22 protein-coding genes and 2 tRNA genes are annotated in these 24,898 nt (G+C 75.3%); 15 read left to right on the forward strand and 9 right to left on the reverse strand.

All coding sequences use genetic code 11. The features are described 5' to 3' along the window. The first annotated feature begins 160 nt into the window (after positions 1–160). From ACWPWW_RS15285 to ACWPWW_RS15325, 9 genes are all read left to right on the forward strand, one after another. The gene (locus ACWPWW_RS15285) at positions 161–1,051 is read left to right on the forward strand and encodes a septum formation initiator family protein (RefSeq protein ID WP_454051198.1); all 891 of its coding nucleotides are present in this window, start codon (positions 161–163) and stop codon (positions 1,049–1,051) included. A 64-nt stretch (positions 1,052–1,115) separates the two neighbouring features. Continuing rightward, a complete protein-coding gene (locus ACWPWW_RS15290; protein WP_454051839.1) occupies positions 1,116–1,649 on the forward strand; it encodes a DUF501 domain-containing protein in 534 nt (177 codons plus the stop codon). Positions 1,650–1,690: 41 nt separating this feature from the next. Continuing rightward, positions 1,691–2,656: a Ppx/GppA phosphatase family protein gene (locus ACWPWW_RS15295; protein ID WP_454051199.1), complete on the forward strand. Its 966-nt coding sequence runs from the start codon at positions 1,691–1,693 to the stop codon at positions 2,654–2,656. Between the two features lie 339 nt (positions 2,657–2,995). Then, positions 2,996–3,322 carry a PadR family transcriptional regulator gene (locus ACWPWW_RS15300; protein ID WP_454051200.1) on the forward strand — a complete coding sequence of 109 codons (327 nt, stop codon included), beginning with the start codon at positions 2,996–2,998 and terminating at the stop codon, positions 3,320–3,322. Then, positions 3,319–4,473: an HAAS signaling domain-containing protein gene (locus tag ACWPWW_RS15305; RefSeq protein ID WP_454051201.1), complete on the forward strand. Its 1,155-nt coding sequence runs from the start codon at positions 3,319–3,321 to the stop codon at positions 4,471–4,473. Before ACWPWW_RS15300 ends, ACWPWW_RS15305 begins: the two co-directional genes overlap by 4 nt. Positions 4,474–4,553: 80 nt before the next feature. After that, positions 4,554–6,065, forward strand: a complete 1,512-nt coding sequence (locus tag ACWPWW_RS15310) for an NAD(P)/FAD-dependent oxidoreductase (protein ID WP_454051202.1) — start codon at positions 4,554–4,556, stop codon at positions 6,063–6,065. Positions 6,066–6,217: 152 nt separating this feature from the next. Then, a tRNA-Leu gene (locus tag ACWPWW_RS15315) sits at positions 6,218–6,291 on the forward strand. 104 nt (positions 6,292–6,395) lie between these two features. Beyond that, a tRNA-Gly gene (locus tag ACWPWW_RS15320) sits at positions 6,396–6,467 on the forward strand. A 109-nt stretch (positions 6,468–6,576) separates the two neighbouring features. After that, positions 6,577–7,224, forward strand: coding sequence for an ANTAR domain-containing protein (locus ACWPWW_RS15325; RefSeq protein WP_454051203.1), 648 nt, complete (start codon positions 6,577–6,579; stop codon positions 7,222–7,224). A 10-nt stretch (positions 7,225–7,234) separates the two neighbouring features. On the opposite strand, the gene ACWPWW_RS15330 is transcribed toward ACWPWW_RS15325, so the two are convergent. Then, entirely contained in the window at positions 7,235–7,975 is a 741-nt protein-coding gene (locus tag ACWPWW_RS15330) for an ANTAR domain-containing protein (protein WP_454051204.1), read from the reverse strand. A 58-nt stretch (positions 7,976–8,033) separates the two neighbouring features. After that, on the reverse strand, positions 8,034–8,738 hold the full coding sequence (locus ACWPWW_RS15335) for a GAF and ANTAR domain-containing protein (RefSeq protein WP_454051205.1): 705 nt from the start codon (positions 8,736–8,738) through the stop codon (positions 8,034–8,036). A gap of 188 nt (positions 8,739–8,926) precedes the next feature. Here ACWPWW_RS15335 and ACWPWW_RS15340 point away from each other — a divergent pair, with 188 nt between their 5' ends. Next, positions 8,927–10,435: an MDR family MFS transporter gene (locus tag ACWPWW_RS15340; RefSeq protein ID WP_454051206.1), complete on the forward strand. Its 1,509-nt coding sequence runs from the start codon at positions 8,927–8,929 to the stop codon at positions 10,433–10,435. 59 nt (positions 10,436–10,494) lie between these two features. Here the strand turns inward: ACWPWW_RS15340 and ACWPWW_RS15345 are convergent, their stop codons facing one another. The 3 genes from ACWPWW_RS15345 to ACWPWW_RS15355 all read right to left on the reverse strand — a co-directional run bounded on the left by ACWPWW_RS15345 (position 10,495) and on the right by ACWPWW_RS15355 (position 13,720). Then, entirely contained in the window at positions 10,495–11,145 is a 651-nt protein-coding gene (locus ACWPWW_RS15345; protein ID WP_454051207.1) for a TetR/AcrR family transcriptional regulator, read from the reverse strand. A gap of 79 nt (positions 11,146–11,224) precedes the next feature. Continuing rightward, positions 11,225–13,273, reverse strand: a complete 2,049-nt coding sequence (locus tag ACWPWW_RS15350) for a beta-galactosidase (protein ID WP_454051208.1) — start codon at positions 13,271–13,273, stop codon at positions 11,225–11,227. Positions 13,274–13,387: 114 nt separating this feature from the next. Continuing rightward, a complete protein-coding gene (locus ACWPWW_RS15355) occupies positions 13,388–13,720 on the reverse strand; it encodes a DUF3140 domain-containing protein (RefSeq protein ID WP_454051209.1) in 333 nt (110 codons plus the stop codon). A gap of 196 nt (positions 13,721–13,916) precedes the next feature. Between ACWPWW_RS15355 and ACWPWW_RS15360 the strand changes: the two genes are divergently transcribed. From ACWPWW_RS15360 to ACWPWW_RS15370, 3 genes are all read left to right on the forward strand, one after another. Further along, positions 13,917–15,068 carry a glutathione-independent formaldehyde dehydrogenase gene (locus ACWPWW_RS15360; RefSeq protein WP_454051210.1) on the forward strand — a complete coding sequence of 384 codons (1,152 nt, stop codon included), beginning with the start codon at positions 13,917–13,919 and terminating at the stop codon, positions 15,066–15,068. Between the two features lie 182 nt (positions 15,069–15,250). Continuing rightward, positions 15,251–15,976, forward strand: a complete 726-nt coding sequence (locus tag ACWPWW_RS15365) for an ANTAR domain-containing protein (RefSeq protein WP_454051211.1) — start codon at positions 15,251–15,253, stop codon at positions 15,974–15,976. A gap of 52 nt (positions 15,977–16,028) precedes the next feature. Further along, the gene (locus tag ACWPWW_RS15370) at positions 16,029–16,322 is read left to right on the forward strand and encodes a sulfurtransferase TusA family protein (protein WP_454051212.1); all 294 of its coding nucleotides are present in this window, start codon (positions 16,029–16,031) and stop codon (positions 16,320–16,322) included. Between the two features lie 120 nt (positions 16,323–16,442). Here the strand turns inward: ACWPWW_RS15370 and ACWPWW_RS15375 are convergent, their stop codons facing one another. Further along, entirely contained in the window at positions 16,443–17,345 is a 903-nt protein-coding gene (locus ACWPWW_RS15375; protein WP_454051213.1) for a siderophore-interacting protein, read from the reverse strand. A 152-nt stretch (positions 17,346–17,497) separates the two neighbouring features. Then, complete coding sequence (locus tag ACWPWW_RS15380; RefSeq protein WP_454051214.1) at positions 17,498–17,956, reverse strand: MarR family winged helix-turn-helix transcriptional regulator; 459 nt, start codon at positions 17,954–17,956, stop codon at positions 17,498–17,500. A gap of 101 nt (positions 17,957–18,057) precedes the next feature. Here ACWPWW_RS15380 and ACWPWW_RS15385 point away from each other — a divergent pair, with 101 nt between their 5' ends. Both ACWPWW_RS15385 and ACWPWW_RS15390 read left to right on the forward strand, forming a co-directional pair. Beyond that, a complete protein-coding gene (locus ACWPWW_RS15385) occupies positions 18,058–19,290 on the forward strand; it encodes an MFS transporter (RefSeq protein WP_454051215.1) in 1,233 nt (410 codons plus the stop codon). A gap of 132 nt (positions 19,291–19,422) precedes the next feature. Beyond that, complete coding sequence (locus tag ACWPWW_RS15390; protein WP_454051216.1) at positions 19,423–22,584, forward strand: efflux RND transporter permease subunit; 3,162 nt, start codon at positions 19,423–19,425, stop codon at positions 22,582–22,584. On the opposite strand, the gene ACWPWW_RS15395 is transcribed toward ACWPWW_RS15390, so the two are convergent. Beyond that, entirely contained in the window at positions 22,564–23,187 is a 624-nt protein-coding gene (locus ACWPWW_RS15395) for a response regulator (protein WP_454051840.1), read from the reverse strand. The two genes, ACWPWW_RS15390 and ACWPWW_RS15395, sit on opposite strands and share 21 nt — an antisense overlap. A gap of 116 nt (positions 23,188–23,303) precedes the next feature. After that, a complete protein-coding gene (locus ACWPWW_RS15400; protein ID WP_454051217.1) occupies positions 23,304–24,893 on the reverse strand; it encodes a histidine kinase in 1,590 nt (529 codons plus the stop codon). Between the last annotated feature and the right edge of the window lie 5 nt (positions 24,894–24,898).

Consider the following 24,898-nt stretch of genomic DNA (forward strand, 5'->3'; position numbering starts at 1 on the left):
CGGCTCCTCGTCGCGAGGACCGCTCCACCGGAGGCCGGTGACCCCCTGCGGGTCGCCGGCCTCCGGCGCGTCCGGCACCGTGTGCGGATCGTGTGCGATCGGCTGACACGGCCGGGGCACCTGCCGGTCCGGGCGGCCGCGGCGGGGCACAATCGGGGCCATGCCCGCCCCTCGTCGCCCCGCCGCGCCCCGGTCCGGTGCGCCCGACGACGACCGGGCCCGCACGCCGGCCCCGCGCACGCCGGCCCCGCGGACGTCGGCCGTCCCGCGCTCGCCGTCGCCGTCGCCGGGGACCGTCGGCGCCCCCGCCACTCCGCGCACCGGCGTCCCCGCGACCCCGCGCACGGGTGCCCCGCAGCAGTCGGTCCCGCGTCCCGCGACGCCGCGCCCCGCCGGTTCCCGCGCGCGGTCCGGGCCGGCCGCGGCCCCGCGACCCTCGGCCACCCGGCCCAGCAGCTCCCGCCCGGGCGGCTCCCGGTCGTCCGGCGACCGTCGTCCGGGGCGCGCGGAGACCGTGCAGCAGCGGCTGCCGCGCCTGTTCACCGTGCGCGCGCTGGTCATGTTCGTCGTGCTGTCGATCGCGTTCGTGCTGGTGTTCCCGACGCTGCGGCAGTACCTGGACCAGCAGGTGCAGCTCGAGCAGCTCCGGGCCGAGGTCGCGCGTGCCGAGCAGGACAACGAGGACCTGCAGGCCGAGCTCGACCGGTGGTCCGACCCGGCGTACGTCGAGGCCCAGGCGCGCGAGCGGCTGGCGTTCGTCATGCCGGGGGAGCGGGCCCTGCGGGTCGCGGACCCGGAGGTCGTCCCGGAGCAGCCGGCCGACGACGCCGCCACCACGCCCACCCCGGTCGAGCCCGACGACCCCACCCGACCCTGGTACGCGCAGATCTGGGACTCGGTGCAGGTGGCCGGCGTCGCGGGCACGGGGAGCGAGGGCACGTCCACCGGCACGGGCGCGGCAGGGGACAATGGGGTCGTGCCGGACGACGGCACCGACGGGTCCGGGCCCGCGGGCACCGAGCCCGGGCCGGAGCCGTCGACGGCGCCCTGACGTCGCCCCGCCGCCCGAGCCGAACCCCCGAGGGACCACCGTGACCGACCTGCCCGCCAGCCCGCTGCCCGGCGACGTCGACGCCGTCGTGCCCCGCGCGCGCCACGACGCCCCCGAGGTCACCGAGGCCGACCTGGCGGTGCTCCACGAGCAGCTCGGGCGACCGGCGCGCGGCGTCGTCGGCATCGCGGCCCGGTGCGCGTGCGGTCGCCCGCTGGTGGTCCGCACCGCGCCTCGGCTCGACGACGGCACGCCGTTCCCGACGACGTACTACCTCACCTCGCCGCAGGCGGTGGGCGCGGTCAGCACGCTGGAGGCAACGGGGCTGATGAAGGAGCTCACCGCCCGCGTCCAGGCGGAGCCGGACCTCGCGGCCGCCTACCAGCGCGCGCACGAGGCCTACCTCGCCGACCGCGCCGAGCTGGGCGACGTCCCCGAGATCGCCGGGATCTCCGCCGGCGGCATGCCGACCCGCGTGAAGTGCCTGCACGTCGTCGTCGGGCACGCGCTGGCAGCCGGCCCGGGCGTGAACCCGGTCGGCGACGACGTGCTGCTCCGGCTGCGCGACGCCTGGCGCCCGGACCGCTGCACCTGCTGACGCGGCGCGCGCCGTCGGCGCGGGATGGGAAGATGGTGCGCGTGACGCGTGTGGCTGCCATCGACTGCGGGACCAACTCGATCCGGCTCCTGGTGGCCGACGTCGACGAGGCCGCGGGGACCCTGACCGACCTCGACCGGCGGATGGAGGTCGTGCGGCTCGGCCAGGGCGTCGACCGCACCGGCCGGATCGCCCCCGAGGCGCTGGCCCGCACGCTGGACGCCACCCGCCGGTACGCGCAGGTCTGCGCGGACCTGGGCGTCGAGGCCGTCCGGTTCGTCGCCACGAGCGCCTCCCGGGACGCGGAGAACCGCGACGAGTTCGTCGCCGGCGTCCGCGAGGCGCTGGGCGTCGAGCCCGAGGTGATCGGCGGGGTCGAGGAGGCCGCGCTGTCGTTCCGCGGCGCGACCGGCGTCCTCGGCACGGCGCACCCCGGCCCGTACCTCGTCGTCGACCTGGGCGGTGGCTCGACCGAGGTGGTCCTCGGCGAGCGCACCCCCGAGGCGGCGTACTCGATGGACGTCGGCTGCGTCCGGATCACCGAGCGGCACCTGCTGTCCGACCCGCCGACCGCCGACCAGGTCGCCGCCGCCGAGGCCGACGTCGCCGCCGCGCTCGACGTCGCCGCGCAGCACGTCCCGCTCGGGCGCACGGCCACGCTGGTCGGGCTGGCCGGCTCCGTCACGACGATCACCGCGCACGCCCTGGCGCTGCCCGCCTACGACCGGGACGCCATCGACGGCGCCGTGCTGGACGTCGGCACGGTCCTCGCCGCGTGCGACGACCTGCTGGCCCGCGACCACGACGACCGCAGCGCGCTCGGCTTCATGCACCCGGGCCGCGTCGACGTGATCGGCGCCGGCGCCCTCGTGTGGCGCGCGGTCGTCCGCCGCGTGCAGGCCGAGGTCGAGGCCGCCGGCGGCAGCCTCACCCAGGTGGTGACCTCCGAGCACGACATCCTCGACGGCATCGCCTGGAGCATCGCCGAGCGCCGCACCCCCGCCTGACCGCGACCCGGCCGCGGCGCGGCCCAGCCCCCCGCGCCGCGACGGCGCCGGGGCAGCGAGGTCGTCACTCGTGCACGAGGTCGTCCCGCGGGAGTGACGACCTCGTGCGGGGATGACGACCTCGCGCGCTCCCGGCCGGACGCCGCGGCCGCCGGGGCCGACACGCCACAGGATCGGTAGCGAGTTCCGCCCGGTACTGCGCAATCTGTACTACCGTGTGTCCTGCGGGAGCCGAGGAGGGTCGGCTCCCGCGCCAGACAGCGGGGCCGCGGCCGACAGGGGGCCGGCCGCGGCCGCGAGACGCACCGCCACGTGCGGTCATCGGCCAGGAGGCCCCGGGTGGACACGACCCAGCTGCTCAAGGGAGTCCTCGACGTCGCGGTGCTCGCGGTCGTCGCGGACGAGGACGGGTACGGCTACGACGTGGTCCGGCGGCTGCGCGCCGCGGGGCTGACCGAGGTCGGTGACGCGTCGGTGTACGGGACGCTGCGCCGGCTGTACTCCCAGGGCGCGCTGACGTCCTACGTGGTGCCGAGCGACGAGGGCCCCCACCGCAAGTACTACGGGATCAACGCGCAGGGCCGGGCCATGCTCGCCGCCCAGCGCAAGGACTGGCGCGACTTCGCCGGGACGATGACGCGCCTGCTCGAGGGGGAGGCAGCGTGAACGGGACCGCACCCGCGCAGGACGGAGCGGTGCGCGTGGCCGTCGAGCGGTACGCCGCCGACGTCCGCCGGCACCTGGGCGACCTGCCGCCGGACCAGGTCGACGACCTGACCGACGGGCTGGAGGCCGACCTGGCCGACGCGCTGACGGACGGCCCGGCGGTCGCGGCCGCGGAGGGTGCGGCGGTGGACCTGACGGTCCGGTTCGGCGACCCGCACGCGTACGCGCAGGAGCTCCGCGCCGCCGCGGGCCTGCCGGACGAGGGTGCGGCGCACGCCCGGCCGTGGCCCGACCGGGTCGGTCGCGCCGGGGGTGCGGTGGCCGCGGCCGCGCGCCGGACCTCGGCGGTGGTGCGGCGGCAGCCGTGGGCAGCACCGATCGCCCGCGCGGCGACGGACCTGCGCGCGATCTGGTGGGTGCTGCGAGGGTGGATCGCCTACCAGGCGCTGATGTGGCTGGTCAGCGAGACCAGCTGGCTGTGGCGGCTCCGCCCGGAGCGCGACGGGGTACCCGGCCGCGCCCTGCACTGGGCGGTGCTGCTCGTGCTCGTCGTCCTGTCGGTGCAGTGGGGCCGCGGCCGGTGGGGCGCCGCGCAGCTGCCGCGGCTGTCCCGCGCGCTGACCGTCGGGGCCGTGCTGCTGGCGCTCCCGGTGGCCGTGTTCACCTCGGAGGCGCGGTACTACGGCGCGGCCGTGAGCGACGTCCGGTACGTGGAGGTGCCCGGCGCGACGATCCAGCCCGACGACGGCGTGTGGGTCGACGGCATGCAGGTGAGCAACCTGTTCGTCTACGACGCCGACGGCGACCCGCTGCAGGACGTGCAGGTCTACGACGACCGCGGCCGCCCGGTGCGGGCGACCGCCGACGAGGGCCTCGGGTCCTGGTCGCTGCCGGGGGTCGACGAGCCGTGGACGTTCGTGCCGTCGCACGACGAGGACGGTCGCGAGCGGTGGAACGTCTACCCGCTGGCGGGTGCCCCGTCGTCGACGTTCGCGTTCGCCGGGGACGGCTCCGACCCGGAGCCGGGGGAGGACCCGCGGACCCCGCCGCGACCGTTCGCGAAGGCGCCGGCACTGGTCGACGTCGCGGACGATGGTCCTGGCTCCGACGCCGCCCGGACGCCCGCGGCGGAGCCGACGCCCTCGCCGTGAGCCCGAACCCGGGACTTTGTGCCCAGAATCACGTGCCCTCGGGTCGCCACCACTAATTCGTGGGACGTAAAATCGGAACCATGTCTGAGTCCACCGTCACGACCCACGCGCCGAACACCGAGGCCAAGGCCCGGAAGGTCCCGCGCATCGTCATCCTCGGCGGCGGGTCCGTGGGGCTGTACTCGGCCCGCCGGCTGCGCCGTCGCCTGGGCAACCGCGAGGCGGCCATCGTGGTCGTCGACCCGCGGCCCTACATGACCTACGCGCCGTTCCTCCCCGAGGCCGCCGCCGGCTCCATCGACGCCCGCTACGTCGTCGCGCCGCACCACCGCGCGCTCAAGGGCATCGACTCGCTGCAGGGCAAGGTCTCCGAGATCCGGCACGCCGAGCGCAAGGTCCAGATCACACCCGAGGAGGGCGAGCCGTACTGGATCACGTACGACCACCTCATCGTCGGCCTCGGCTCGGTCGCCCGCACGCTGCCCATCCCGGGCCTCGCGGAGCAGGCCATCGGCTTCAAGAACGTCGAGGAGGCCATCGCGGTCCGCAACCACGTCCTCGGCCGGATCGACCGCGCGTCGTCCACCTGGGACCCGGAGCTGCGCCGGCGCATGCTGACGTTCACGTTCGTCGGCGGCGGGTTCGCCGGCGTCGAGGCGATCGCCGAGGTCGAGGACATGGCGCGCGACGCGGTCAAGCAGTACCCGTCGCTGTCCGCCGCCGACCTGCGCTTCGTGCTGGTCGAGGGCTCGCGCCGCATCCTCCCCGAGGTCTCCGAGGAGCTCGGCGGCTACACCCTGGAGCAGCTGCGCAAGCGCGGCATCGAGGTGTACCTGTCCACCTTCCTGAACTCGTGCGTCGACGGCCACGTCGTGCTCTCGGACAAGACCGAGTTCGACTCCGAGACCATCGTCTGGACCGCGGGCGTCAAGGCGAACCCGGTCCTGCAGAACTCGGACCTGCCGCTGGACAAGATGGGCCGCGTCATCACGCTCGCGACCCTGCAGATCGCCGACGCCGACGGCAACGTGGTCCCGGACGCGTACGCCGCGGGTGACTGCGCCGCCGTGCCGGACCTGTACAACCCGGGCTCGTTCTGCCCGCCGAACGCCCAGCACGCGATCCGCGAGGGCGCGCACCTGGCCGACAACCTGGCCCGGGTCCTGCGCAGCGCCGAGCCGACGGACTACAAGCACAAGAACATCGGCGCCGTCGCGTCGCTCGGCATGTACAAGGGCGTCGCGCAGTTCCTCGGCAAGATCAAGGTCCGCGGCGTGTTCGCGTGGGTCCTGCACCGCTCGTACCACGTCATGGCGATGCCGACGCTGAACCGCAAGGTCGCCATCATGGCGGGCTGGACCTCGAGCCTGCTGTGGCGCCGCGAGACGGTCGCGCTCGGCTCGATCCACGACCCGCGTGCGGAGTTCCGCGCCGCGTCCGTGCCGCCGAAGCCGAAGCCCGAGGCCGCCGCGGCCCCGGCCGCCGCCGAGGACCACTCCCCGGTCCCGAGCTCCGAGGCGAAGCCGTCCGGCGCGAGCACGGCGCCCGACACCTCCGCGGCCGACAGCGCGTCGGCGAAGGCGAAGGCCTGATCCCACCCGCTCCACGACGACGCCCCGTCCACCTGTCTCAGGTGGGCGGGGCGTCGTCGTCACGCCGGGGCGGGCGCGGCGGGCAGGGAGGGCGGGGAGCGCGCGGCGGGCGCGGCGGGGAAGGCCCTGCGCCGGTGGCAGGATGGGCGCCGGCCCCCGTAGCCCAACCGGCAGAGGCAGCCGGCTTAAACCCGGCGCAGTGCGGGTTCGAATCCCGCCGGGGGCACGGCGTGCGCGGTGCGGCGATTTCGTCGCCGCGCCTCGCGACGGTAGACTCGACACCCGCATCCCGGCCACGGCCGCGGGTGCAGGCCCGGTCGTCCGGGCCGTGCGGACGTGGCTCAGTGGTAGAGCATCACCTTGCCAAGGTGAGGGTCGCGGGTTCGAATCCCGTCGTCCGCTCGCATCGTGCGGGACCTCCGGGTCCGGCGCACCGTCCCCCGCGACCCGCCGTGAGACGGTGGGAGCCAGCGGCCTCGCGCCGTCCGGCCAGCCCTCTGGGGGCACGAGCATGACCTACCTGCAGCGTCATGCCGACTCCGCGGCCGCCGGCATGGGCGACGGCGCGCACGTGAGCATCACCTTCCGGCACTTCGGTGCGACGGTCCGTGCTGCCAGCAGCAGCGCGCGCGCGGCCCGGTGCGACGACGAGGAGGAGGACTCCCAGGACGGCCCGTGCGTCGTCGCGATGCGGGAGCTGCACACCGTCGTGCTGCCGGACCTGCTGGCCGACGCGGGGCTTTGGCCGTCGTGGCGGGAGCGGGCGCGCCAGGAGCGGTTCGCCTCGTTCGTCGCGGCGCCGGCGCCGGTCGGCCTGCGCAGCGCCATCGCGGTCAACTGCTACGCGGCCGGCCTGCGGGACTGGGGCCCGGACGACCTGACGACCGCCGAGGTGCTCGCCGAGGCCGTGGCCGTCGACGTCCGGGACCGGCTGGTCCTGGCCGAGCTGGAGGGCGGGAGCCTGCGCCCGGAGGACGACGACCGGGTGCGGACCGCACACGCCGTGGGCGTCCTCATGGAGGCCCGGGGCCTCGGCGCGGCGGCGGCGGAGACGTTCCTGCGGGCGCTGGCCGGACGCACCGGCGCCAGCACGGCCGAGGTGGGCGACTGGGTGGTCGCGGCCGTGGCCCCGCCGGGCGGGGGCGACCGCCGCTCCTGACGCCCGGCCGTCACCAGCGCCGGAGCCAGTCGAGACGCTCGCCGGCGGCCGCCGCCGTCACGACCTCGCCCGCGACGGCCGTGATGGGCGTGGCGGTGAGGTGCGCGCGGCGCTGCAGGAGCGCGAACGCCTCGCCCTCGTCGAGGTCCATCAGGTAGCGCACCGCGCCCTTGGCCTGCTCGACCAGGGCCCGGTGGGAAGCGGTGGCGCTGATGGCCCGCGCGATGGCGTCGAGGTCGGGGCTGTCGTCGGCGTGCACGATCGTGACCGCGGCGATGTCCGCGAAGCCGCGCGCCGTGGTGCGCTCCTCGCCCGTGAGGGGGTGCGGCGTGCTGAGGAACAGGTTGAGGGCGCCGAACGGCCGCCCGCGCCACCGCATCGGCAGCGCGTGCGCCGCGTGGTAGCCCGACCGCAGCAGCGCGGGCTGCAGCCGCGGCCACCGGGCGCCCATCGCGGCGTCGCCGACGACCGAGACGTCCGCGTCCATCGCGACGGAGTCGAGGCACGGCCCGCTGCCGACCTGGAGCTGGTAGAGCTCGAGCGAGCCGGCGGTGTGCGAGGACGCGGCGAGCAGGTCGAACCGCTCGGGCTCGGTGGCGTGCAGGTCCTCGGAGACGACGATGCCGACGTCGGCGGTGAGGGCGCTCGCACACGCGCCGACCAGCGTGGTGAGGACGCTCAGGGCGTCCTGCTCGGCGGCGAGGGCGGACAGCGTCGTCGCCAGCGCCGACATGGGAGTCGAGCGGCTCATGATGCCCTCCTGGCTGTGCGGGTGGTGACGGTGTCGGGGCGGCGGGGGAGGCGGCTGCTCACGGTTCCTCCTCCGGCCGGAAGCGCAGGTCGCGGTCGAGGACCTGGCGCGCCACGGCGGGCAGCGTGAGGTCCAGGGCGAACGCGTGGGCACGCAGCAGCGCGAGCGCGTCGTCGGCGGTGACGGCCAGCTGGGCCATCACCATGCCGACCGCCTGGTGGGTGAGGGACCGCTCGTCCCAGGACGCGGCGGCGGGCGACGTGCCGGGCTGCGTGTCGTCGAGCACCGCGACGGCGATGACGTCGGCGACGAACGCGAGGTCGTCCAGGCTCCGGGCCAGGGTGCCGGGCCGGGAGCGGTACAGGGTGAGGACGCCGAGCACCCCGGGTCCCGCGTGCAGGGGCACGGCCGTGAGGGACAGCGCCGTGGTCTGCCGGGCGGCCATCTCGGCGAACTCCGGCCAGCGCGTCGCCGGGTCCGCCAGCGACGCGCTCACGGGGGCGTCGGACTTGAGGACCTCGGCGGACGGGCCGTGCCCGACGACGTCCTGGATCTGCTCGATGCGGGCGGCCGTGTCGTCCGTGGCCCAGAGCACCGACCGGGTGGCGAAGCTCAGGTGGTCCGGGGTCAGCGCGAGCGAGGCGCCGTCCGCGTCGGAGACCGAGCGCGCCGCCTCGCACAGGCGCCCGACCAGGGGCGCGTCCCCCGGGAGGGAGGCGGCCGCCGAGGTCAGCGTCGCGAGCAGCGTCGAGCGGTCCACCATGGTTCCCACCTTCGCTGTCCGGCGACTTCACCCGTGCCGCCCCCTCGCACTTTACCGACCGGCGGCGCGTCGCGCGGGTCGGCGGGAATCAAACCGCAGGCCGGGGTGGTTCTGCCTCTCGCGCGCCTCCCTGGGGGCTGCCAACCCCGCGCGCACCACGGCGACCACCCGACCCGCGAGGGAGACCCATGAGCACGAACGACGACACCGCCCTGCGTGAGAGGACGCCGCAGAGCGCCGCCGTCGAGCCCGGCCCGGCTGCGGCCGACCGGCTGTCCTCCGGCGACAAGACCCTGATCGGCCTGCTGCTCGTGGCCGGCTTCACCGTGATCCTGAACGAGACCGTCATGGGCGTCGCCCTGCCGGTGCTCATGGCGGACCTCGGCGTCTCCGCGGCCACGGGCCAGTGGCTGACGACCGGCTTCATGCTGACGATGGCCGTGGTCATCCCGGCGACCGGCTTCATCATGGGCCGGTTCCGGCTGCGCCCGATCTTCATCACGGCGATGTCCCTGTTCACGCTGGGCACCGCGATCGCCGCCGCGGCACCGGGCTTCGGCGTGCTGCTGGTGGGCCGCGTGGTGCAGGCGAGCGGCACCGCCGTCATGCTGCCGCTGCTCATGACGACCGCGCTGACCCTCGTGCCGCCGAGCATCCGCGGCCGCACGATGGGCACGATCTCGATCGTCATCTCGGTGGCCCCGGCCATCGGCCCGACCATCTCCGGCCTGGTGCTGTCGCAGCTGTCGTGGCGGTGGATCTTCATCGTCATGCTGCCCGTCGCGCTGATCGCCCTCGGGCTCGGCGCCTGGAAGGTCCGCGACGTGACGGAGCCGCGGCCCTCCCGCCTCGACGCCGTGTCGCTGCTGCTGTCGGCCGTCGGGTTCGGCGCGCTGATCTTCGGGCTGTCCAGCATCGGCGAGTCGGCCGGCGGGCACGTGCTCGTCGCGCCGTGGATCCCGATCGTGGTGGGCGTGCTCGCGCTGGCGGTGTTCGCGCTGCGGCAGATCCGTCTGCAGGAGTCGTCCGACGGCCCGCTGATGGACCTGCGCGTCTTCACGCACCGCTCGTACACGGTCTCGGCGCTCGTCCTGATCATCGGGTTCATGGCCATGTTCGGCGCCCTGATCGTGCTGCCGATCTTCCTGCAGCAGGTGCTCGAGCTCGGCACGCTGGAGACGGGGCTGCTGCTGCTGCCGGGCGGCCTGGTGATGGGCGCGCTGTCCCCGGTGGTCGGGCGGCTGTTCGACCGGGTGGGGCCGCGGCCGCTCGTCACCCCGGGCGTCCTGGCGCTGAGCGCCGCGCTCTGGCTGCTGTCCACGCTGCACCCGGGCACCCCGACGGTCGCGGTCGTCGGCGTGCACGTGCTGCTGAGCGTCGGCCTGGCGTTCATGATCACGCCGCTGTTCACGTCGGCGCTGGGCTCGCTGCCGCGCGAGCTCTACGGCCACGGCAGCGCCATCGTCAACACGCTGCAGCAGCTCGCGGGTGCCGCCGGCACCGCGCTGTTCATCACGGTGCTGTCCACGACCACGGCGTCCCGCGTGGCCGACGGCGCCGACGTGCTGACCGCCACGGCCGACGGCGTGCAGGGCGCGTTCATGTGGGGCGGGATCGTCTCGCTGGTCGCCCTGGCGGCGTCGCTGCTGGTGCGGCGCCCGGCGGCCGCGCCCGCCGAGGGCGTCGTGCTGCACTGACGTCCCCGTCCGCCGACGGCCGGTTCCCCGCACGGGGTGCCGGCCGTCGTGCGTCCGGGCTAGCGGTACCCGTCCCAGGTGGGCGAGGGGAAGAGCATCCGCTCGAACCGGTCCCACTCGTCGCGCAGGTCGACGGCGGGGCGGCGGAACGACCGGACCTGCACCCCGTCCATCGCCTCGATGCTCATCTCGACCAGGTCGCGCAGCCCGTCGAAGGGCCCGACCTCCGGCGGCAGCCGCCACGCGGTCTGCCGGTACAGCCCCCAGGTGAGGTCCGGGCGGTCGGCGAAGTAGTCGTGCGCCGGGTGCTCGGGGGAGGCGGCCTCGGCGCCGAGCACCATGTAGAGCTTCATCAGCTGCGGCCGCGCGGCGTTGAAGGCCACGAGGTACCGGAAGTACCCCGGCAGGGACGGCCCGTCCGGGTGCGTCGCGCCGGGGTCGCCGCTCGCGAGGTAGTCCGCCGGCGTGCCGCGCGGGTCGTAGGCCTGCTCGACGAGCAGCCGCAGCAGGCCCTCCTTGCTGCCCACGTGGTGCAGCAGGCCGGCCTGCGTGATGCCGACCGCCTGCGCCACGTCCTGCAGCGAGACCCCGTAGAACCCGTGCCGCGCCACCAGCACCGTCGCGGCCTCGATGATCTGCTCCCGGCGCTCCTCCGGGGACAGCCGCACCCGCTTGCGGGTGGCCGGGCTCCCGCCCTGCGTCGTGCTCACGTGCCCTGCTTCCGTCGCTCGTCCTCGGGCGACCCTAGCCTCCCGGCGCGCCCGCGGGTGGCGCGCCGGGGCAGGCCGGTCAGGACTCCAGGACCACCAGGTCCCACGGGCCGACGGTCAGCTCCGTGCCGGCGGCGACGTCGCGGTCGTCGAGCACCGAGCGGCCCGCCACGGGCGCCGGCACCGTGACCGGCGCGGCCGAGTAGTTCAGCAGGTACGTCACGGCGTGGCCCCGGGCGTTCGTGCCGCGGCGGACGCTGACCGTGCCGGCCAGGTCCTGCGGCCAGCCGGCCAGCCCGGCGTCGCGCACGGCGACGGCGAGCACGGCCCGGACCAGCTCGGACGATGTCATCGTGCCGATGTGCAGCACCGAGCCGTCGCCCGTGCGGTGCCGGGTGATCGCGGCGTACCGCCCCCACGCGGGGTGGTCGTACCCGGCCAGCACCTCGGCGCCGTCCGGGGTGAGCAGCTCCATGAACCGGAGCGCGCCGGCCTCGGCACCGGCAGCCGCCCCGGGGGCGTCGGCGAGGTCGCCGTGCAGGGTCAGGCCGACGCCGTCCGGGACGGTGAACTGGTTGTACGACGCGCCGGTGACCTCGACCAGACCGTGCGGTGCGGTGTCGTGCCAGACCTGCACGTGCTCGTCGGCGACCGCCGTGCGGAACGTCGTCACCAGGTGCCCGCCTGCCCGCACGAACGCGTCGAGCCGGTCGACCGTGGCCTGCGGCGCGGCGTACAGCGCGGGGACGACCAGCAGGTCGTACCGGCCCAGGCCGGTGTCCTCGGCGGAGACGAAGTCGACCTCGACGTTCAGCTCGAACAGGGCGTCGTAGACCCAGCGCAGCACGTCGTTGTAGCCGATGGAGCTGCCGAACACGCCGTCGACGAACCCGGTCTCGAGGGTGAACCACTGCAGCGCCGTCAGGGCCTCGTTGCTCACCATGACCGCGACGCGGTTCTGCTTGCGCAGGTGGATCAGCGACGAGCCGACCCGCGCGATCTCCCCGCCGAAGACGCCGGCCTCCTCGTAGGTGGGGTTGCTCTGCAGGTCGTGGCTGAGCAGGCCCTTCCAGTACGTCTCGAAGGAGTGGTGGATCGAGTGCCAGTGCCAGTACATGACGCCGTCGGCGCCGCTGGCCAGGTGGCTGTACGCCTGCAGGCGCAGCTGGCCGGGGTAGGGGAGCCAGGCCAGCTGGCCCTGCGCCTGGGTCTCGAGCACCAGGTAGTTGGCACCGCCCTTGATCGAGCGGGTCATGTCGCCGCCGAAGGCGATCTCCTTGCCCGTCAGGCGGGACTGGGTCGGGTGGTAGATGTCCACGCCGGCGACGTCGACGGTCGCGGCGGCGCGGAAGTGGTCGACCGACGGCTGCAGGCCGTAGGACCACCCGGGCGTCCAGTCGAAGTCGAAGTTCTGCGTGACGAACTGGTCCTCGCGGGCGTACTCGCGCACGATGCCCGCCTGCCAGCCGAGGAACTCCTCGACCAGCCGGCGGCGGAACGTGTCGAACGCCGCGCCGAGCGAGCCGTTGATCGTGCCGCGGACGTCGGGGAAGTCCTCCCAGGCGTCCACGCGGTTGGACCAGTAGTCCAGCCCGAACGCGCGGTTCATCGCGTCGAGGTCGTCGTGGAACTCGGCGCGCAGGTACTTCACGAACGCGCGCTGCACGTCGCGCGAGGCAGCGTCGTAGTACTTGGTCTCGTTGTCGACCTGGAAGCCGATGACGCCCGGGCGGTGCGCGGTGCGCTCCATCAGCCGCCGGATCACGCGCTCGCCGTAGAACCGGTACGCCGGGTTGGCGATGTCCATGATCTGCCGCGCGCCGTAGCGCCCCTCGCCCGCGCGCGTCGTCGCGAGCACGTCGGGGTGCGAGGCCACCAGCCACGCGGGCACCGCGTACGTCGGGGTGCCGACGATGACGTGGATGCCCGCCGCCTCGAAGGCGTCGAGCGCGCGGTCCACGTGCGTGAAGTCGAAGACGCCGGGCTGCGGCTCCAGCGTGCTCCAGGTCGACTCGGCGATGCGGACGACGGTGATGTGCGCCGCCTTCATCATCTCGACGTCGGTCTCGATGCGGTCGGTCGGCATGTACTCGTCGTAGTACGCCGCACCGAACAGCAGCTCGTCCACCGGTTCACCCTTCGTCGCGCGAAGCCGGGCGGCGCCGCGCGGCGCGGGTCCGGCCGGTCCGCCGTCGGACCGGCCGCCACTCTACCTACCGTCCGGTAGGTAGCGGAACCGGGGTCAGGGCTTGAGCGGGTCGTGCCCCACCGACATCAGCCGGTGGCGCCACGCCGCGTCGCCCGCGGTCGGCTCCGGCTCCTCGCCGCGCAGCGAGCGGACGGTGTCGACGACGGACCGCATCACCTGCGCGTCGTCCGGCGTCAGGTCCGTCCGCCGCTTGCCCAGGATCGCCAGCACGCCCTGCGACCGGTCCGGGCCGGCCTCGTCGGGCAGCGGCTCGGTGTCGGTGCCCGCGTCGCGGGTCATCAGCCAGTCCTGCAGCTCGCGGGACGTCATGTTCACGACGTCGTGGAACTCCTGCCACAGCTCGTCGTCGATCTCGGCGTGTGCCACGGTGCCTCCTCGGGGATCGCGTCCCGGCGCCGGGTGCCGACGCCGGACCTCCACGCTAGGACGGGCCCGGCGCGGCGGCACCCCCAGCCGGCCCGAGATGCCGGGGACCCGGGCCCGGCGGAGGATCGCAGCACCTGCCGTGCACCCAGCCCGCGGCGTCGGAGGCGGCCACCCGCGCCGCCGGAGGAGGGTCACCATGCGTGCTGTCGTCTACCGCGGACCGAACCAGGTCGAGGTCACCGAGGTCCCGGACGCGCGGATCGAGGAGCCGACCGACGTCCTCGTCCGCATCACGACGACCAACATCTGCGGCTCGGACCTGCACATGTACGAGGGCCGCACCAGCGTCGAGGAGGGCAAGGTCCTCGGCCACGAGAACATGGGCGTCGTCGAGGAGGTCGGCCCCGCCGTCACCCGGATCCGGGTGGGCGACCGGGTCAGCGTGCCGTTCAACATCGCCTGCGGCACCTGCCGGAACTGCCTGCAGGGGTGGACGTCGTTCTGCCTGCGGACCAACCCGGTCGAGGGCATGGTCGGCGCCGCGTACGGCTACGCGAACATGGGCCCGTACGACGGCGGCCAGGCCGAGCACCTGCGGGTCCCGTACGGCGACGTGAACCTGCTGAAGCTCCCCGAGGGCACCGAGCACGAGAACGACTTCACGATGCTCAGCGACATCTTCCCGACCGGCTGGCACGGCACCGAGCTGGCGGGCCTGCAGCCCGGGGACGACGTCGCGGTCTTCGGCGCCGGCCCCGTGGGCCTGATGGCCGCGCACAGCGCCCTGATCCGGGGCGCCTCGCGCGTGTTCGTCGTCGACAAGGAGCCCGACCGGCTGCGGCTCGCCGAGAGCATCGGCGCCGTCGGCGTCGACTTCTCCGCCGGCGACCCCGTCGAGCAGATCATGGACGCCACGGACGGGCGCGGCACCGACTGCGGCGTCGAGGCCGTCGGCTACCAGGCGCACGACCCGTCCGGTCAGGAGCACCCGGAGCTCGTGCTCGACAACCTGGTCGCCGTGGTCCGGGCGACCGGGGGCATCGGCGTCGTCGGCGTCTACATGCCCGAGGACCCCGGCGCGGCGGACGAGGGCGCGAAGAAGGGCCGGATCGGGTTCGACTACGGCACGTTCTTCACCAAGGGCCAGCGCATGGGCACCGGCCAGGCACCGGTGATGCGCTACAACCGCCAGCTGCGCGACCTCATCGTCGCGGGCCGGGCGACGCCGTCGTTCATCGTGTCGCACGAGCTGCCCCTGGAGCAGGCCGCCGAGGGCTACGAGCGGTTCGACAACCGCGAGGACGGCTGGACCAAGGTGCTGCTGCGCCCCGGCTCGGCCGCCGCCTGAGACACGACGTCTCGGCACACGGTCGGGGTCCGGCCCGCGCGGGCCGGACCCGGCCGCGTGGCCTGCGGCTGCGCGCGCGGCGTCCGGGGCGTCGCCCCGCACCCCTGGCGCACGTGCCGGGAGCGGGGGACGATGCCTGCCTGTGCAGGGCCGCGCAGCGCCGCACGACGTCAGGACCACCCATGCACGTGCCGGCCGGCGACGAGACCGTCCGCATCGACGCGGACGCCTCCCTCGACGCGCTGATCCACACCCTCACCACGCACGCCGGTCGCACGCTCGGCGTCCAGGCCCAGGCGTGCGCGACCGCCACGGTCCGCGGCGTCGACCGCTGGCTGTCCGCCGGCTCCGTCGCGGTCGCGCGCTGCGACGGCACCCAGGACCGGCACCGCCAGGGGCCGCGCTACCTGGTGCGCGAGGCCGGGGCCCCGGTCGTCGTGCCGGACACGACGGCCGAGCGCCGGTGGCCCGTCTGGACGCACTCCTGCGCCGTCCAGGGCTTCCGCTCCGCCGGGTTCGTCGCCGGCACGCACCGGGACGTCACCGTCTACCTGGCCCTGTACGCCGCGGCGACGCAGCCCTGGGACGAGGTCGTCGTGCGGGCCACCGGGCTCGCCGAGGGGCTGGCCTCCGTGGTCGCCGCCCGCGACGAGGTGATCGCGCTGGCGCAGACCATGGACGACCTGCTGGCGTGCAGCCGCACGCAGCCGCTGATCGACCGGGCCATCGGCGTCGTCATGGCGCAGCGCGGGTGCGACGCGTCGGAGGCGATCGCGTACGTCAAGCACGCCTCGCTCGACCGGGACGCGCGGGAGGTCGCCTCCGGGCTGATCGCCGGCGCGATGCTGGAGAGCCCGACGGGTCCCGGGCTGCCCTCGGCGCGCGAGGGGCTCACCGGCGTCGTCTGACCGGGCGCGCCGGGCCCGTTCGCCGGGTGCGGGCACGGGCTACTGTCGGCTCGTGCCGAACCCGCATCCGTCGCCCGTGGTGCGCGTCGACGGCGGCGACCTGGGGTGCGCGCGGCTGCTGGTGCTGCTGCGCGCCCGGGCGCGCGACCTCCCGGCGGGCACCGTCGTGCACCTGACGACCTCCGACCCCGTGGCGCCGATCGACCTGCCCGCGTGGTGCCGGATGACCGGCCACCGCTACCTCGGCGCGGTGCCCGACGGCCCGCCACCGGCCACCTACGCGATCGAGGTCACGGCGGACCCCCGCCCCACGGACCCCGACCGCCCCTGGCACGTCGCGGGCTGAGCCCGCCGCGCACCCGGCGCCGCCGGGCGAGGTCGTCATCACCGCACGAGGTCGTCCCGCAGGACTGACGACATGGTGCACGGATGACGACCTCGGGGCCGGGGCGCCGCCGGCCGCGGGTCAGTCCAGGCCGGCGGCGGCCTCGGCGTCCTCGATGCCGCGGAGCCAGTCGCGCTTGCCCGCGCGCCAGCCCTCGTCGTCGGCGCCGAGCCGCCAGTAGCCGGAGATCGACAGGTCCGCCGTGGGCAGCCCCCGCTCGATGCGGAGGTAGCGGCGCAGCTCGCGGACGGACCCGGCCTCGCCGTGGACGAACGCGTGCACGCGGCCGGCGGGCCACGCCCAGGCGCGGACGGCCTCGACCAGCCGGGCGCCGGGCGCGGCGTCGCCGGCGTGCACCCAGCGCAGCGCGACGCCGTCGGGCACGTGCAGCGCGACCTCCTCGGCGCGGTCGTGCACCTCGAGGACCGCGTACCCGGAGGCCGCGTCGCCGAGCCGCTCGAGCGACGCGGCGACGGCGGGCAGGGCGGACGCGTCGCCGACGAGCAGGTGGTGGTCGGCGGTGAGGTCGGGGGAGTACCCGCCGCCGGGGCCGACGACGACCACCTCGTCACCGGGCCGCGCAGCGGCCGCCCACGGCCCGGCGATGCCGGCCGCGCCGTGCACGACCACGTCGACGGTCAGGGTGAGCTCGAGGTCGTCGAACGCCCGCACGGTGTAGGTGCGCATCCGCGGCTGGGCGTCGGCGGGCAGGGCGGCGCGCGCGGCCTCGAGGTCGACCCGGCCGTCGGGCGTGGTCCAGCCGGCGAGCACGTCGGCGCCGGACGCGGTGGCGCCGGCCCCGGGCAGGAGCACGAGCTTGACGTAGGAGTCGGCGTGCGGCGACGGGACGTAGCCGGCGACGCCGGGCCCGCCGAGGGTGAGGCGCACCATCGCCGGGGTCAGGCGCTCCGTGCGCAGCACGGTGGCGAGCAGACCGGTCGCGCGCGGGCGGCGCGGTGCCGGGGTGGTGGGGAGCGAGTTCACGCGGGAAGCACCTTCCGATGGAGACGAGGTGCCGGGCGGAGCGGCGTGGAGCGGCGACCGGCCCTGGGGGCGTGGCCGGTGGCGCCGGGGTCGAGCGTAGGTGGTCGCGGCGGGACGCGTCACGCGGTTCGTGACCGTCCTCACACGCCGGGTCAGCGGCCGGTGGTGGCCCGGCCCCAGGTGTCGACGTCGGCGTTGAGCCGGGTCAGCAGGCGGGCGAGCTGCCGCAGGTCCTCGCGGGGCCACGCGTCGAGGATCTCGCCGTACAGCCGCGCGCGGACCTCCCGGGTCTCGGCGAGCGCGGCGATCCCGGCCTCGGTCGGCTCCACCAGGGTGACCCGGCCGTCGCCCGGGTGGGTGCTGCGCAGGACGTGCCCGGCCTGCTCCATCGCGAGCACCTGGCGGGTGACCGTCGAGGGGTCGAGCCGCAGCGCGTCGGCGATGGCGTTGACGCTGGTGGCCCCCTCCTCCGCGAGCACCCCCAGCACCAGGTAGGCGGAGCGCTCGAGCTCGCCGCGCGCGCGGCTCGCGGAGCGGCGGGTCCGGTCGGACAGGCGCAGGAGCATCGCCACCTGGGCCTCGATCGTCCGCACGGCGTCGTCCTGCTGCATGCCTCACCTCGTCCTCGTCCGGGTTGCGCAGTCTGCCACGACCGGCTGGAGATATGCGTGTATGATACAGATAAACCATCACGAACCCGGGAAGGACCCGAATGGCCAGCCGGCACCCCGAACCGCACCGCACCGCCATCTACGCCACGGCGCTCACCGCGTTCTTCGCGATCGCGGGCATCGCCGTCGTCGACCCGATCCTGCCCGTGATCGGCGCGGAGATCGGCGCCTCCACCTGGCAGATCGAGCTGCTCTTCACGGCCTACCTGATCGTCATGGCGGTCGGGATGATCCCCGCCGTCCTCGCCACCGGCCGGTTCGGCTACCGGAAGGTGCTCGCCACGGGCGTCACGACGGTGGCGGTCGCCGCGGTGCTCGCCGCGCTGTCCGGCACCATCCTCGAGCTCGCCGTGCTCCGCGGGCTGTGGGGCCTCGGCAACGCGATGTTCTTCGCCACCGCGATGGTGCTGCTGGTCGCGCTGGCCTCCGACCGCGAGTGGGTCGTCGAGCTGTTCGAGACCTGCGTCGGCCTCGGGTTCGCCGTCGGACCGCTGATCGGCGGCCTGCTCGGCCAGATCTCGTGGCGCGTCCCGTTCGCCGCCTGCGGCGTCTTCATGCTCGTCGCGCTGGCGATGTCGATCACCCGGCTCCGCGACCCCGAGGTCCCGCCGACCCCGCTCACGCTGCGCGACGTGTGGCAGCCGTACCGCCGCCCGGCGTTCCGCACGCTGTGCGTCGTCACCGGCGCGTACAACTTCGTGTTCTTCGTCATCCTCGGCTACACCCCGGTGTTCCTGGGCCTGGACGTCGTCCCGCTCGGCCTGGTGTTCACCGCGTGGGGCATCGGGCTGGCCGTGGGCATCCTCGTGGTCGGCCACCGGCTGGCGCACCGCGTCGGCGCCGTCGCCACCGTCGGCATCGCGATCGCCGGCCTGCTCGTGACCCTGGTGCTGCTCGCCACCAGCGCGGGTACGGCGGAGGCCGTGGTCGTGCTGGTCGTCGCCGGTGTCTGCATGGGCATCGCGAACGCGAACCTGACCGATCTCGCCCTCGGCATCGGCGGCGCCGAGCGCCGCACCACCACCGCGGCGTTCAACCTGGTCCGCTGGGGCTTCGCGGCCCCCGCCCCGGTCATCGCCGGGCTGCTGCACCCCGTGAGCGCGACCGCCCCGTACTGGGTCGGCGCCGGCGTGCTGGTGATCGGCGTGGTGGCCTTCGCCTGGAAGGGCCAGGGCATGGCGCACGCCGTCGGCGAGCGGCTGACCTGGCGGCAGTGGGACCGCGCCGCACGCGCCGTCGAGGGCACCCCGGAGGAGGCCGTCGGCGAGGTGTGAGCCCGCTGGGAACCGTGCGGGTGCACCGCCCGTTGGACCCGACGACCGCGCTCCAGGCCACGACGGCCGGGTGGCGCGGTCGTCCTGTGCCTGACCGCCCGGAGCCGTCCCGGGCACGACCGTGGAGCGCGCATGTCCCGTCTGACCCGGCTGTCGCTGGCCAACCGCGCCGTCATCGCGCTCGTCACCGCGGCCATCGCCGTGTTCGGCGTCGTGAGCCTCGGCTCCCTCAAGCAGGAGCTCATCCCGTCGCTGCAGATCCCCACGGTCGCGGTGGTCGCGGCGTCGCCGGGGTCCTCGCCGGACCTGGTCGAGCAGCAGGTGACCGAGCCGCTCGAGGCCGCGCTGTCCGGCGTCGCCGGCGTCGAGGAGGTCGAGTCGACCGCCTCGTCCGGCCTGTCGACGACCACGGTGATGCTCACGTACGGCACGGACACCGGCGACGCGGCGCAGGACGTGCAGCGCGCGCTCGACCGCGCGGCGTCGACCCTCCCGGCCGACGTCGAGCCGATGGTCGTGACCGGGTCGATCGACGACCTGCCCGTGGTGCAGCTGGCCGTGACCGGGGGAGACGGGGCGACGGTCGACCCCGCGTTCGTCGCCACCCTGAACGACCAGGTGCTGCCGCGCCTGCAGGAGATCGAGGGCGTCCGCGACGTCACCCTCACCGGCACGACCGAGGACCTCGTCACCGTCGACCTGGACCTGGCGGCCGCGACCGCCGCGGGCGTGTCCCCGGCGGCGGTCACCACGCTGCTGCAGGACTACGGCGTGGCGCTGCCCGCCGGCACCGTCGACGACGGGGACCGCACGCTGTCCGTCCAGGTCGGCGCCGCGCTGACCTCGGTCGACGACCTGCGCGCGCTGCCGCTGGCCTCCGCGACCGGTGCCGCGGTCGCGCTCGGCGACGTCGCCACGGTGACCGAGGGCGCCGCCGAGCCCACGTCCTACTCCCGCCTGGACGGCGACGCGGCCCTCGGCATCGCGATCACCAAGACGCCGGACGGCAACACGGTCGACGTCTCGCACGGGGTGACCGAGGCGCTGGACGAGCTGGAGCCCGTGCTCGGCGACGGCCAGGTGGCCGTGGTGTTCGACCAGGCGCCGTTCATCGAGGAGTCGATCGAGGGCCTGGCGACCGAGGGCGGGCTCGGCCTGCTGTTCGCCGTGGTCGTGATCCTCGTCTTCCTCGCCTCGATCGCCTCGACCCTGGTGTCGGCGATCTCGATCCCGCTGTCGCTGCTGGTGACGTTCATCGGCCTGCAGGTCAGCGGCTACTCGCTCAACATCCTCACGCTCGGCGCGATGACCGTCGCCATCGGGCGTGTGGTCGACGACTCGATCGTCGTCATCGAGAACATCAAGCGGCACCTGTCGTACGGCGAGGACAAGCTGACGGCCGTCCTCACCGCCGTCCGCGAGGTGGCCGGCGCGATCACCGCGTCGACGGTCACGACCGTGGCGGTGTTCCTGCCGATCGGCCTGGTCGGCGGGATGGTGGGCGAGCTCTTCCGGCCGTTCGCGCTGACCGTGGCCATCGCGATGACCGCCTCGCTGCTGGTCGCCCTCACGATCGTCCCGGTGCTGGCGTACTGGTTCCTGCGCGCGCCGAAGGGCGGCGCCGACCGGGCCCGCGCGGAGGAGGCCGAGCGCAGCAACCGGATGCAGCGCGGCTACCTGGCCACCCTGCGCACGGCGCTGGCGCACCCGGTGTGGACCCTCGGCATCGCGGTCGCCGTGCTCGGCGGGACCCTGGCCCTCGCGCCGCGCCTCGAGACCAACTTCCTCGACTCGACGGGGCAGGACACCGTCACCGTCACGCAGACGTTCCCCGCGGGCACCTCGCTGGCGGCGCAGGACGAGGCCGCGCGGGGCGTCGAGCAGCAGCTCGCCGACCTCGGCGGCGTCGCCACCGTGCAGACCACGGTCGGGTCCGCGGGCGGCGCGGCCGCGTTCTTCGGCGGCGGCGGCGCCCCCTCGGCGACGTACGCGCTCACGCTCGACGCCGACGCGGACGCCGCGGACCTCCAGGACGCGATCCGCTCCGACGTCACCGCCGGCGACGACAGCACGCTCAGCGTGTCCGGCGGCGACGCCGCGTACGGCAGCTCGACGGTCGACGTGGTCGTGCAGGCCGCCGACAGCGACACGCTCGCCGACCTCGCCACGCAGGTGGAGGAGGCCGTGCGCGGCGTCGACGGCACGACCGACGTCACCAACGACCTCGCGGCGGAGCAGCCGACCGTGCGCGTCGCGGTCGACCGGGACGCCGTCGCCGCGGCGGGCCTGACCGAGACCCAGGTCGCCGGCACCCTGGCCGGGCTCCTGAGCCCGCGGGCCGCGGGGCAGCTCGACCTCGGCGACGGCCCGGTCGACGTCGTCGTCCGCACCGGCGAGGCGCCCGCGACCGTCGACGAGCTGCGCGCCGTCGTGCTGCCCACCGCCGCCGGGGTGGTGCCGCTGACCGCCGTGGCGTCGGTCGACGTGGTGGACGTGCCGACGTCGGTCACCCGGATCGACGGGCAGCGCGCCGCCACCGTGTCCGCCACGCCGGCGGGCCAGGACCTCGGCACGCTGACGGCGGACCTGCAGGCCGTGGTGGACGGGATCGACGTCCCGGCCGGCGCCTCGGTGACGATCGGCGGCGTGTCCTCCGACCAGCAGGACGCGTTCGCCGACCTCGGGCTCGCGCTGCTGATCGCCATCGCCATCGTGTACGTGGTGATGGTGGCGACGTTCCGGTCGCTGCGGCAGCCGGTCGTGCTGCTGGTGTCGGTGCCGTTCGCCGCGACCGGCGCGCTGCTGGGGCTGCTCGTCACGTCGACCGCGCTGGGCGTCCCGGCCCTGATCGGCGTGCTGATGCTGATCGGCATCGTCGTCACCAACGCGATCGTGCTGATCGACCTGGTCAACCAGTACCGGCGCGACGGCCGGCCGCTGGACGTGGCGGTCGTCGAGGGTGCCCGCCAGCGCCTGCGGCCGATCGTCATGACCGCCGCCGCCACCATCTGCGCGCTGCTGCCGATGGCGTTCGGCCTGACCGGCGGCGGGGTGTTCATCTCCCGGCCGCTGGCGATCGTCGTGATCGGCGGCCTGCTCAGCTCGACGCTGCTGACCCTGGTGCTGGTGCCCGTGCTCTACACGCTGACCGAGCGCCGCGGGGAGCGGCGGGCGGTGGCGCGCGCGGAGGCCGGGCGCACGGGCGCCCGTTCCGGCGCCGCGCAGGACGGTCTGCCCGAGCAGGGCCGGCACGCCGCGAGCACCGCCGGGGCGTCAGCGACCGACGAGGCCTGACTCGTAGGCCAGCACGACGGCCTGCACCCGGTCGCGCACGCCGAGCTTCGCGAGGATCCGCCCCACGTGGGTCTTCACGGTGGCCTCCGACAGGAACAGCCGCTCGGCGACCTCCGCGTTCGACAGCCCCTCGGCCACCGCGAGCAGCACCTCGCGCTCGCGGTGGGTGAGGTCGTCGATCCGGGCGTCCGTCTGCGGCGCGGGGCGCGCGTCCGCCGTGGGCAGCGCCTCGGAGAACAGCTCGAGCATCCGGCGGGTCACCCGCGGGGACACGACGGCGTCGCCGGTGGCGACCGCGCGGATCGCGGCCGTCAGCTCGGCCGGGCGGGCGTCCTTGAGCAGGAAGCCGCTGGCACCCGCCCGCAGCGCGGCGAACGCGTACTCGTCCAGGTCGAACGTCGTGAGGATCAGCACGCGGGACCGCGACCCCGACGCGACGATCCGCTCGGTGGCCTCGATGCCGTTGGTCCCGGGCATGCGCACGTCCATCAGCACGACGTCGGGGTCCAGCGCCGCCACCTGCCGCAGCGCCTCGGCGCCGTCGCCGGCCTCGCCGACCACCGTGAGGTCGTCCTCGACGTCCAGCACCAGGCGGAAGCCCATGCGGAGCAGCGGCTGGTCGTCGACCAGCAGCACCCGGACCGGGCCCGTGCGCGCCGCCGGCGGCTCAGCGCCGCCGGCGCTGCCGGTGCTGCGTGCGGGATCGTGCGGGGCGGAGGTCACGCGTGCTCCTGGAGGTCGGTCGGGGTGGTGCCGGGGTCGTCGTCGGTGCGCAGCTCCACGTGCACCCGCCAGCCGGACCGCGAGGGGCCGGCGGCGACGGAGCCACGGTAGACCGCCGCGCGCTCGCGCATCCCCACCAGGCCCCGGCCGGTGCGGGCGGGCGGCGCGACGACGTGCGCGTCCCCGGCGGCGTCGGTCCGGGCCTCCAGCGGGTCGTCGCGCCGCTCCGTCAGCCGCTCGCCGATCCGGCCCAGCCGGCCGGGCTCGCCCTCGGCGTCGGGCACCGGGCGCGCGCCGCCGCCGTCGTCGACGACCTCGACGCCCACCCGGCCGGTGCCGTGCCGCACCAGGACGTCCACCCGGGCGCCGGCACCCGCGTGCCGCAGGGCGTTGGTCAGCGACTCCTGCACCACCCGGTAGACGGTCAGGGCCAGCGCGGCGTCGTCGGGCAGCGGCGGGCCGGTCGTGGTCAGGTGGACCGTGAGCCCCGCGGCGCGGAACTGCTGCACCAGCGCCTCGAGGTCCTGGCTGCCGGGCTGCGGCTCGAGGGGGACGTCGGCGCCGCGCAGCACGCCGAGCATCCGGCGCATGTCGGCGAGCGCGGACCGCCCGGTCTCGGACAGCAGGTCCAGCGCGTGCTCGGCGTCGTCGGGGGACCGGCGTACCGCGACCCGGGCACCGTCGGACAGCGCGATCATCACGGTGAGGCCGTGCGCGACCACGTCGTGCATCTCGCGGGCGATCCGCGCCTGCTCGGCGGCCGCCGCGAGCTTCGCGTGCTGCTCGCCGGCGTCCATCAGCTGCTGGTGCCGCTCGACGAGCGCGCGGGTGTGCAGGCGCCGGCCGCGGACGTTGGCGCCGACGGCCAGGGCCACGAGGCCGGCGAGCAGGAAGGACGGGGTGTCCGTGCTCGCCGCGGTCGCCGACCCCGGCTGGATCACCCGGCCGTCGGCACCGGTGACCGTCACCCCGTCACCCGGCGTGGGCGGTCCCTCGACGCCGCCCCACAGGAGCAGCGCGCCGAGCACGGCGGCCGTCGCCGACCCCAGGACCAGCCAGCCGAGGCGCTGCGGCCGGGCGGCGGCGACGACGTACAGCGCCAGCGCGAACCCGATGACGAACGCGCCGACCCAGCCGGTGACGAGCACGTGCACGACGGCGAGCCCGGCCAGCGTGATCGCGACGCGGACCGGCCACCGGCGGCGGAACACCAGGGCGACCAGACCGAGCACCGTCAGCGCGATCGACAGCACCTCCCGGGTCTGCGCGGACCACGCACCGGCGCCCGACATCGCCGACAGGTCCGGGCCGACGCCCGTCACGGCGGCCAGCACGTACAGGACGCACACCAGCACGTCCGACGCCACCGGACGGCGGGCGAAGAACCGCCGGACGCGGCCGAGCCGCCGGGCCTCCAGCTCGGTGAACGTCGGCGGGGTCGGGTCCTGGGTCAGCGGGTCCGGGGTCAGCGGGTCCTCCGGGGGCGTGGCGGGCGGGGTCGTGCCGGGGACGGCGCGGGGAGCCGCAGCGGAGCGGCCCCGCCCCCGGACGGGGACGGGGCCACCCTGCCACGGCGTGACGGGCACCGGAC

The organism is Cellulomonas sp. Marseille-Q8402, from assembly GCF_965119525.1.

Bases quoted from the DNA above. Each gene is read 5' to 3' on its own strand.
- ACWPWW_RS15335 (WP_454051205.1), bottom strand. From the start codon at position 8,738: ATGGTGGACCGCTCGACGCTGCTCGCGACGCTGACCTCGGCGGCCGCC.
- ACWPWW_RS15395 (WP_454051840.1), bottom strand. From the start codon at position 23,187: ATGGGCTTCCGCCTGGTGCTGGACGTCGAGGACGACCTCACGGTGGTC.
- ACWPWW_RS15325 (WP_454051203.1), top strand. From the start codon at position 6,577: ATGACCTACCTGCAGCGTCATGCCGACTCCGCGGCCGCCGGCATGGGC.
- ACWPWW_RS15360 (WP_454051210.1), top strand. From the start codon at position 13,917: ATGCGTGCTGTCGTCTACCGCGGACCGAACCAGGTCGAGGTCACCGAG.
- ACWPWW_RS15380 (WP_454051214.1), bottom strand. From the start codon at position 17,956: ATGCAGCAGGACGACGCCGTGCGGACGATCGAGGCCCAGGTGGCGATG.
- ACWPWW_RS15285 (WP_454051198.1), top strand. From the start codon at position 161: ATGCCCGCCCCTCGTCGCCCCGCCGCGCCCCGGTCCGGTGCGCCCGAC.
- ACWPWW_RS15365 (WP_454051211.1), top strand. From the start codon at position 15,251: ATGCACGTGCCGGCCGGCGACGAGACCGTCCGCATCGACGCGGACGCC.
- ACWPWW_RS15390 (WP_454051216.1), top strand. From the start codon at position 19,423: ATGTCCCGTCTGACCCGGCTGTCGCTGGCCAACCGCGCCGTCATCGCG.
- ACWPWW_RS15310 (WP_454051202.1), top strand. From the start codon at position 4,554: ATGTCTGAGTCCACCGTCACGACCCACGCGCCGAACACCGAGGCCAAG.
- ACWPWW_RS15385 (WP_454051215.1), top strand. From the start codon at position 18,058: ATGGCCAGCCGGCACCCCGAACCGCACCGCACCGCCATCTACGCCACG.
- ACWPWW_RS15340 (WP_454051206.1), top strand. From the start codon at position 8,927: ATGAGCACGAACGACGACACCGCCCTGCGTGAGAGGACGCCGCAGAGC.
- ACWPWW_RS15330 (WP_454051204.1), bottom strand. From the start codon at position 7,975: ATGAGCCGCTCGACTCCCATGTCGGCGCTGGCGACGACGCTGTCCGCC.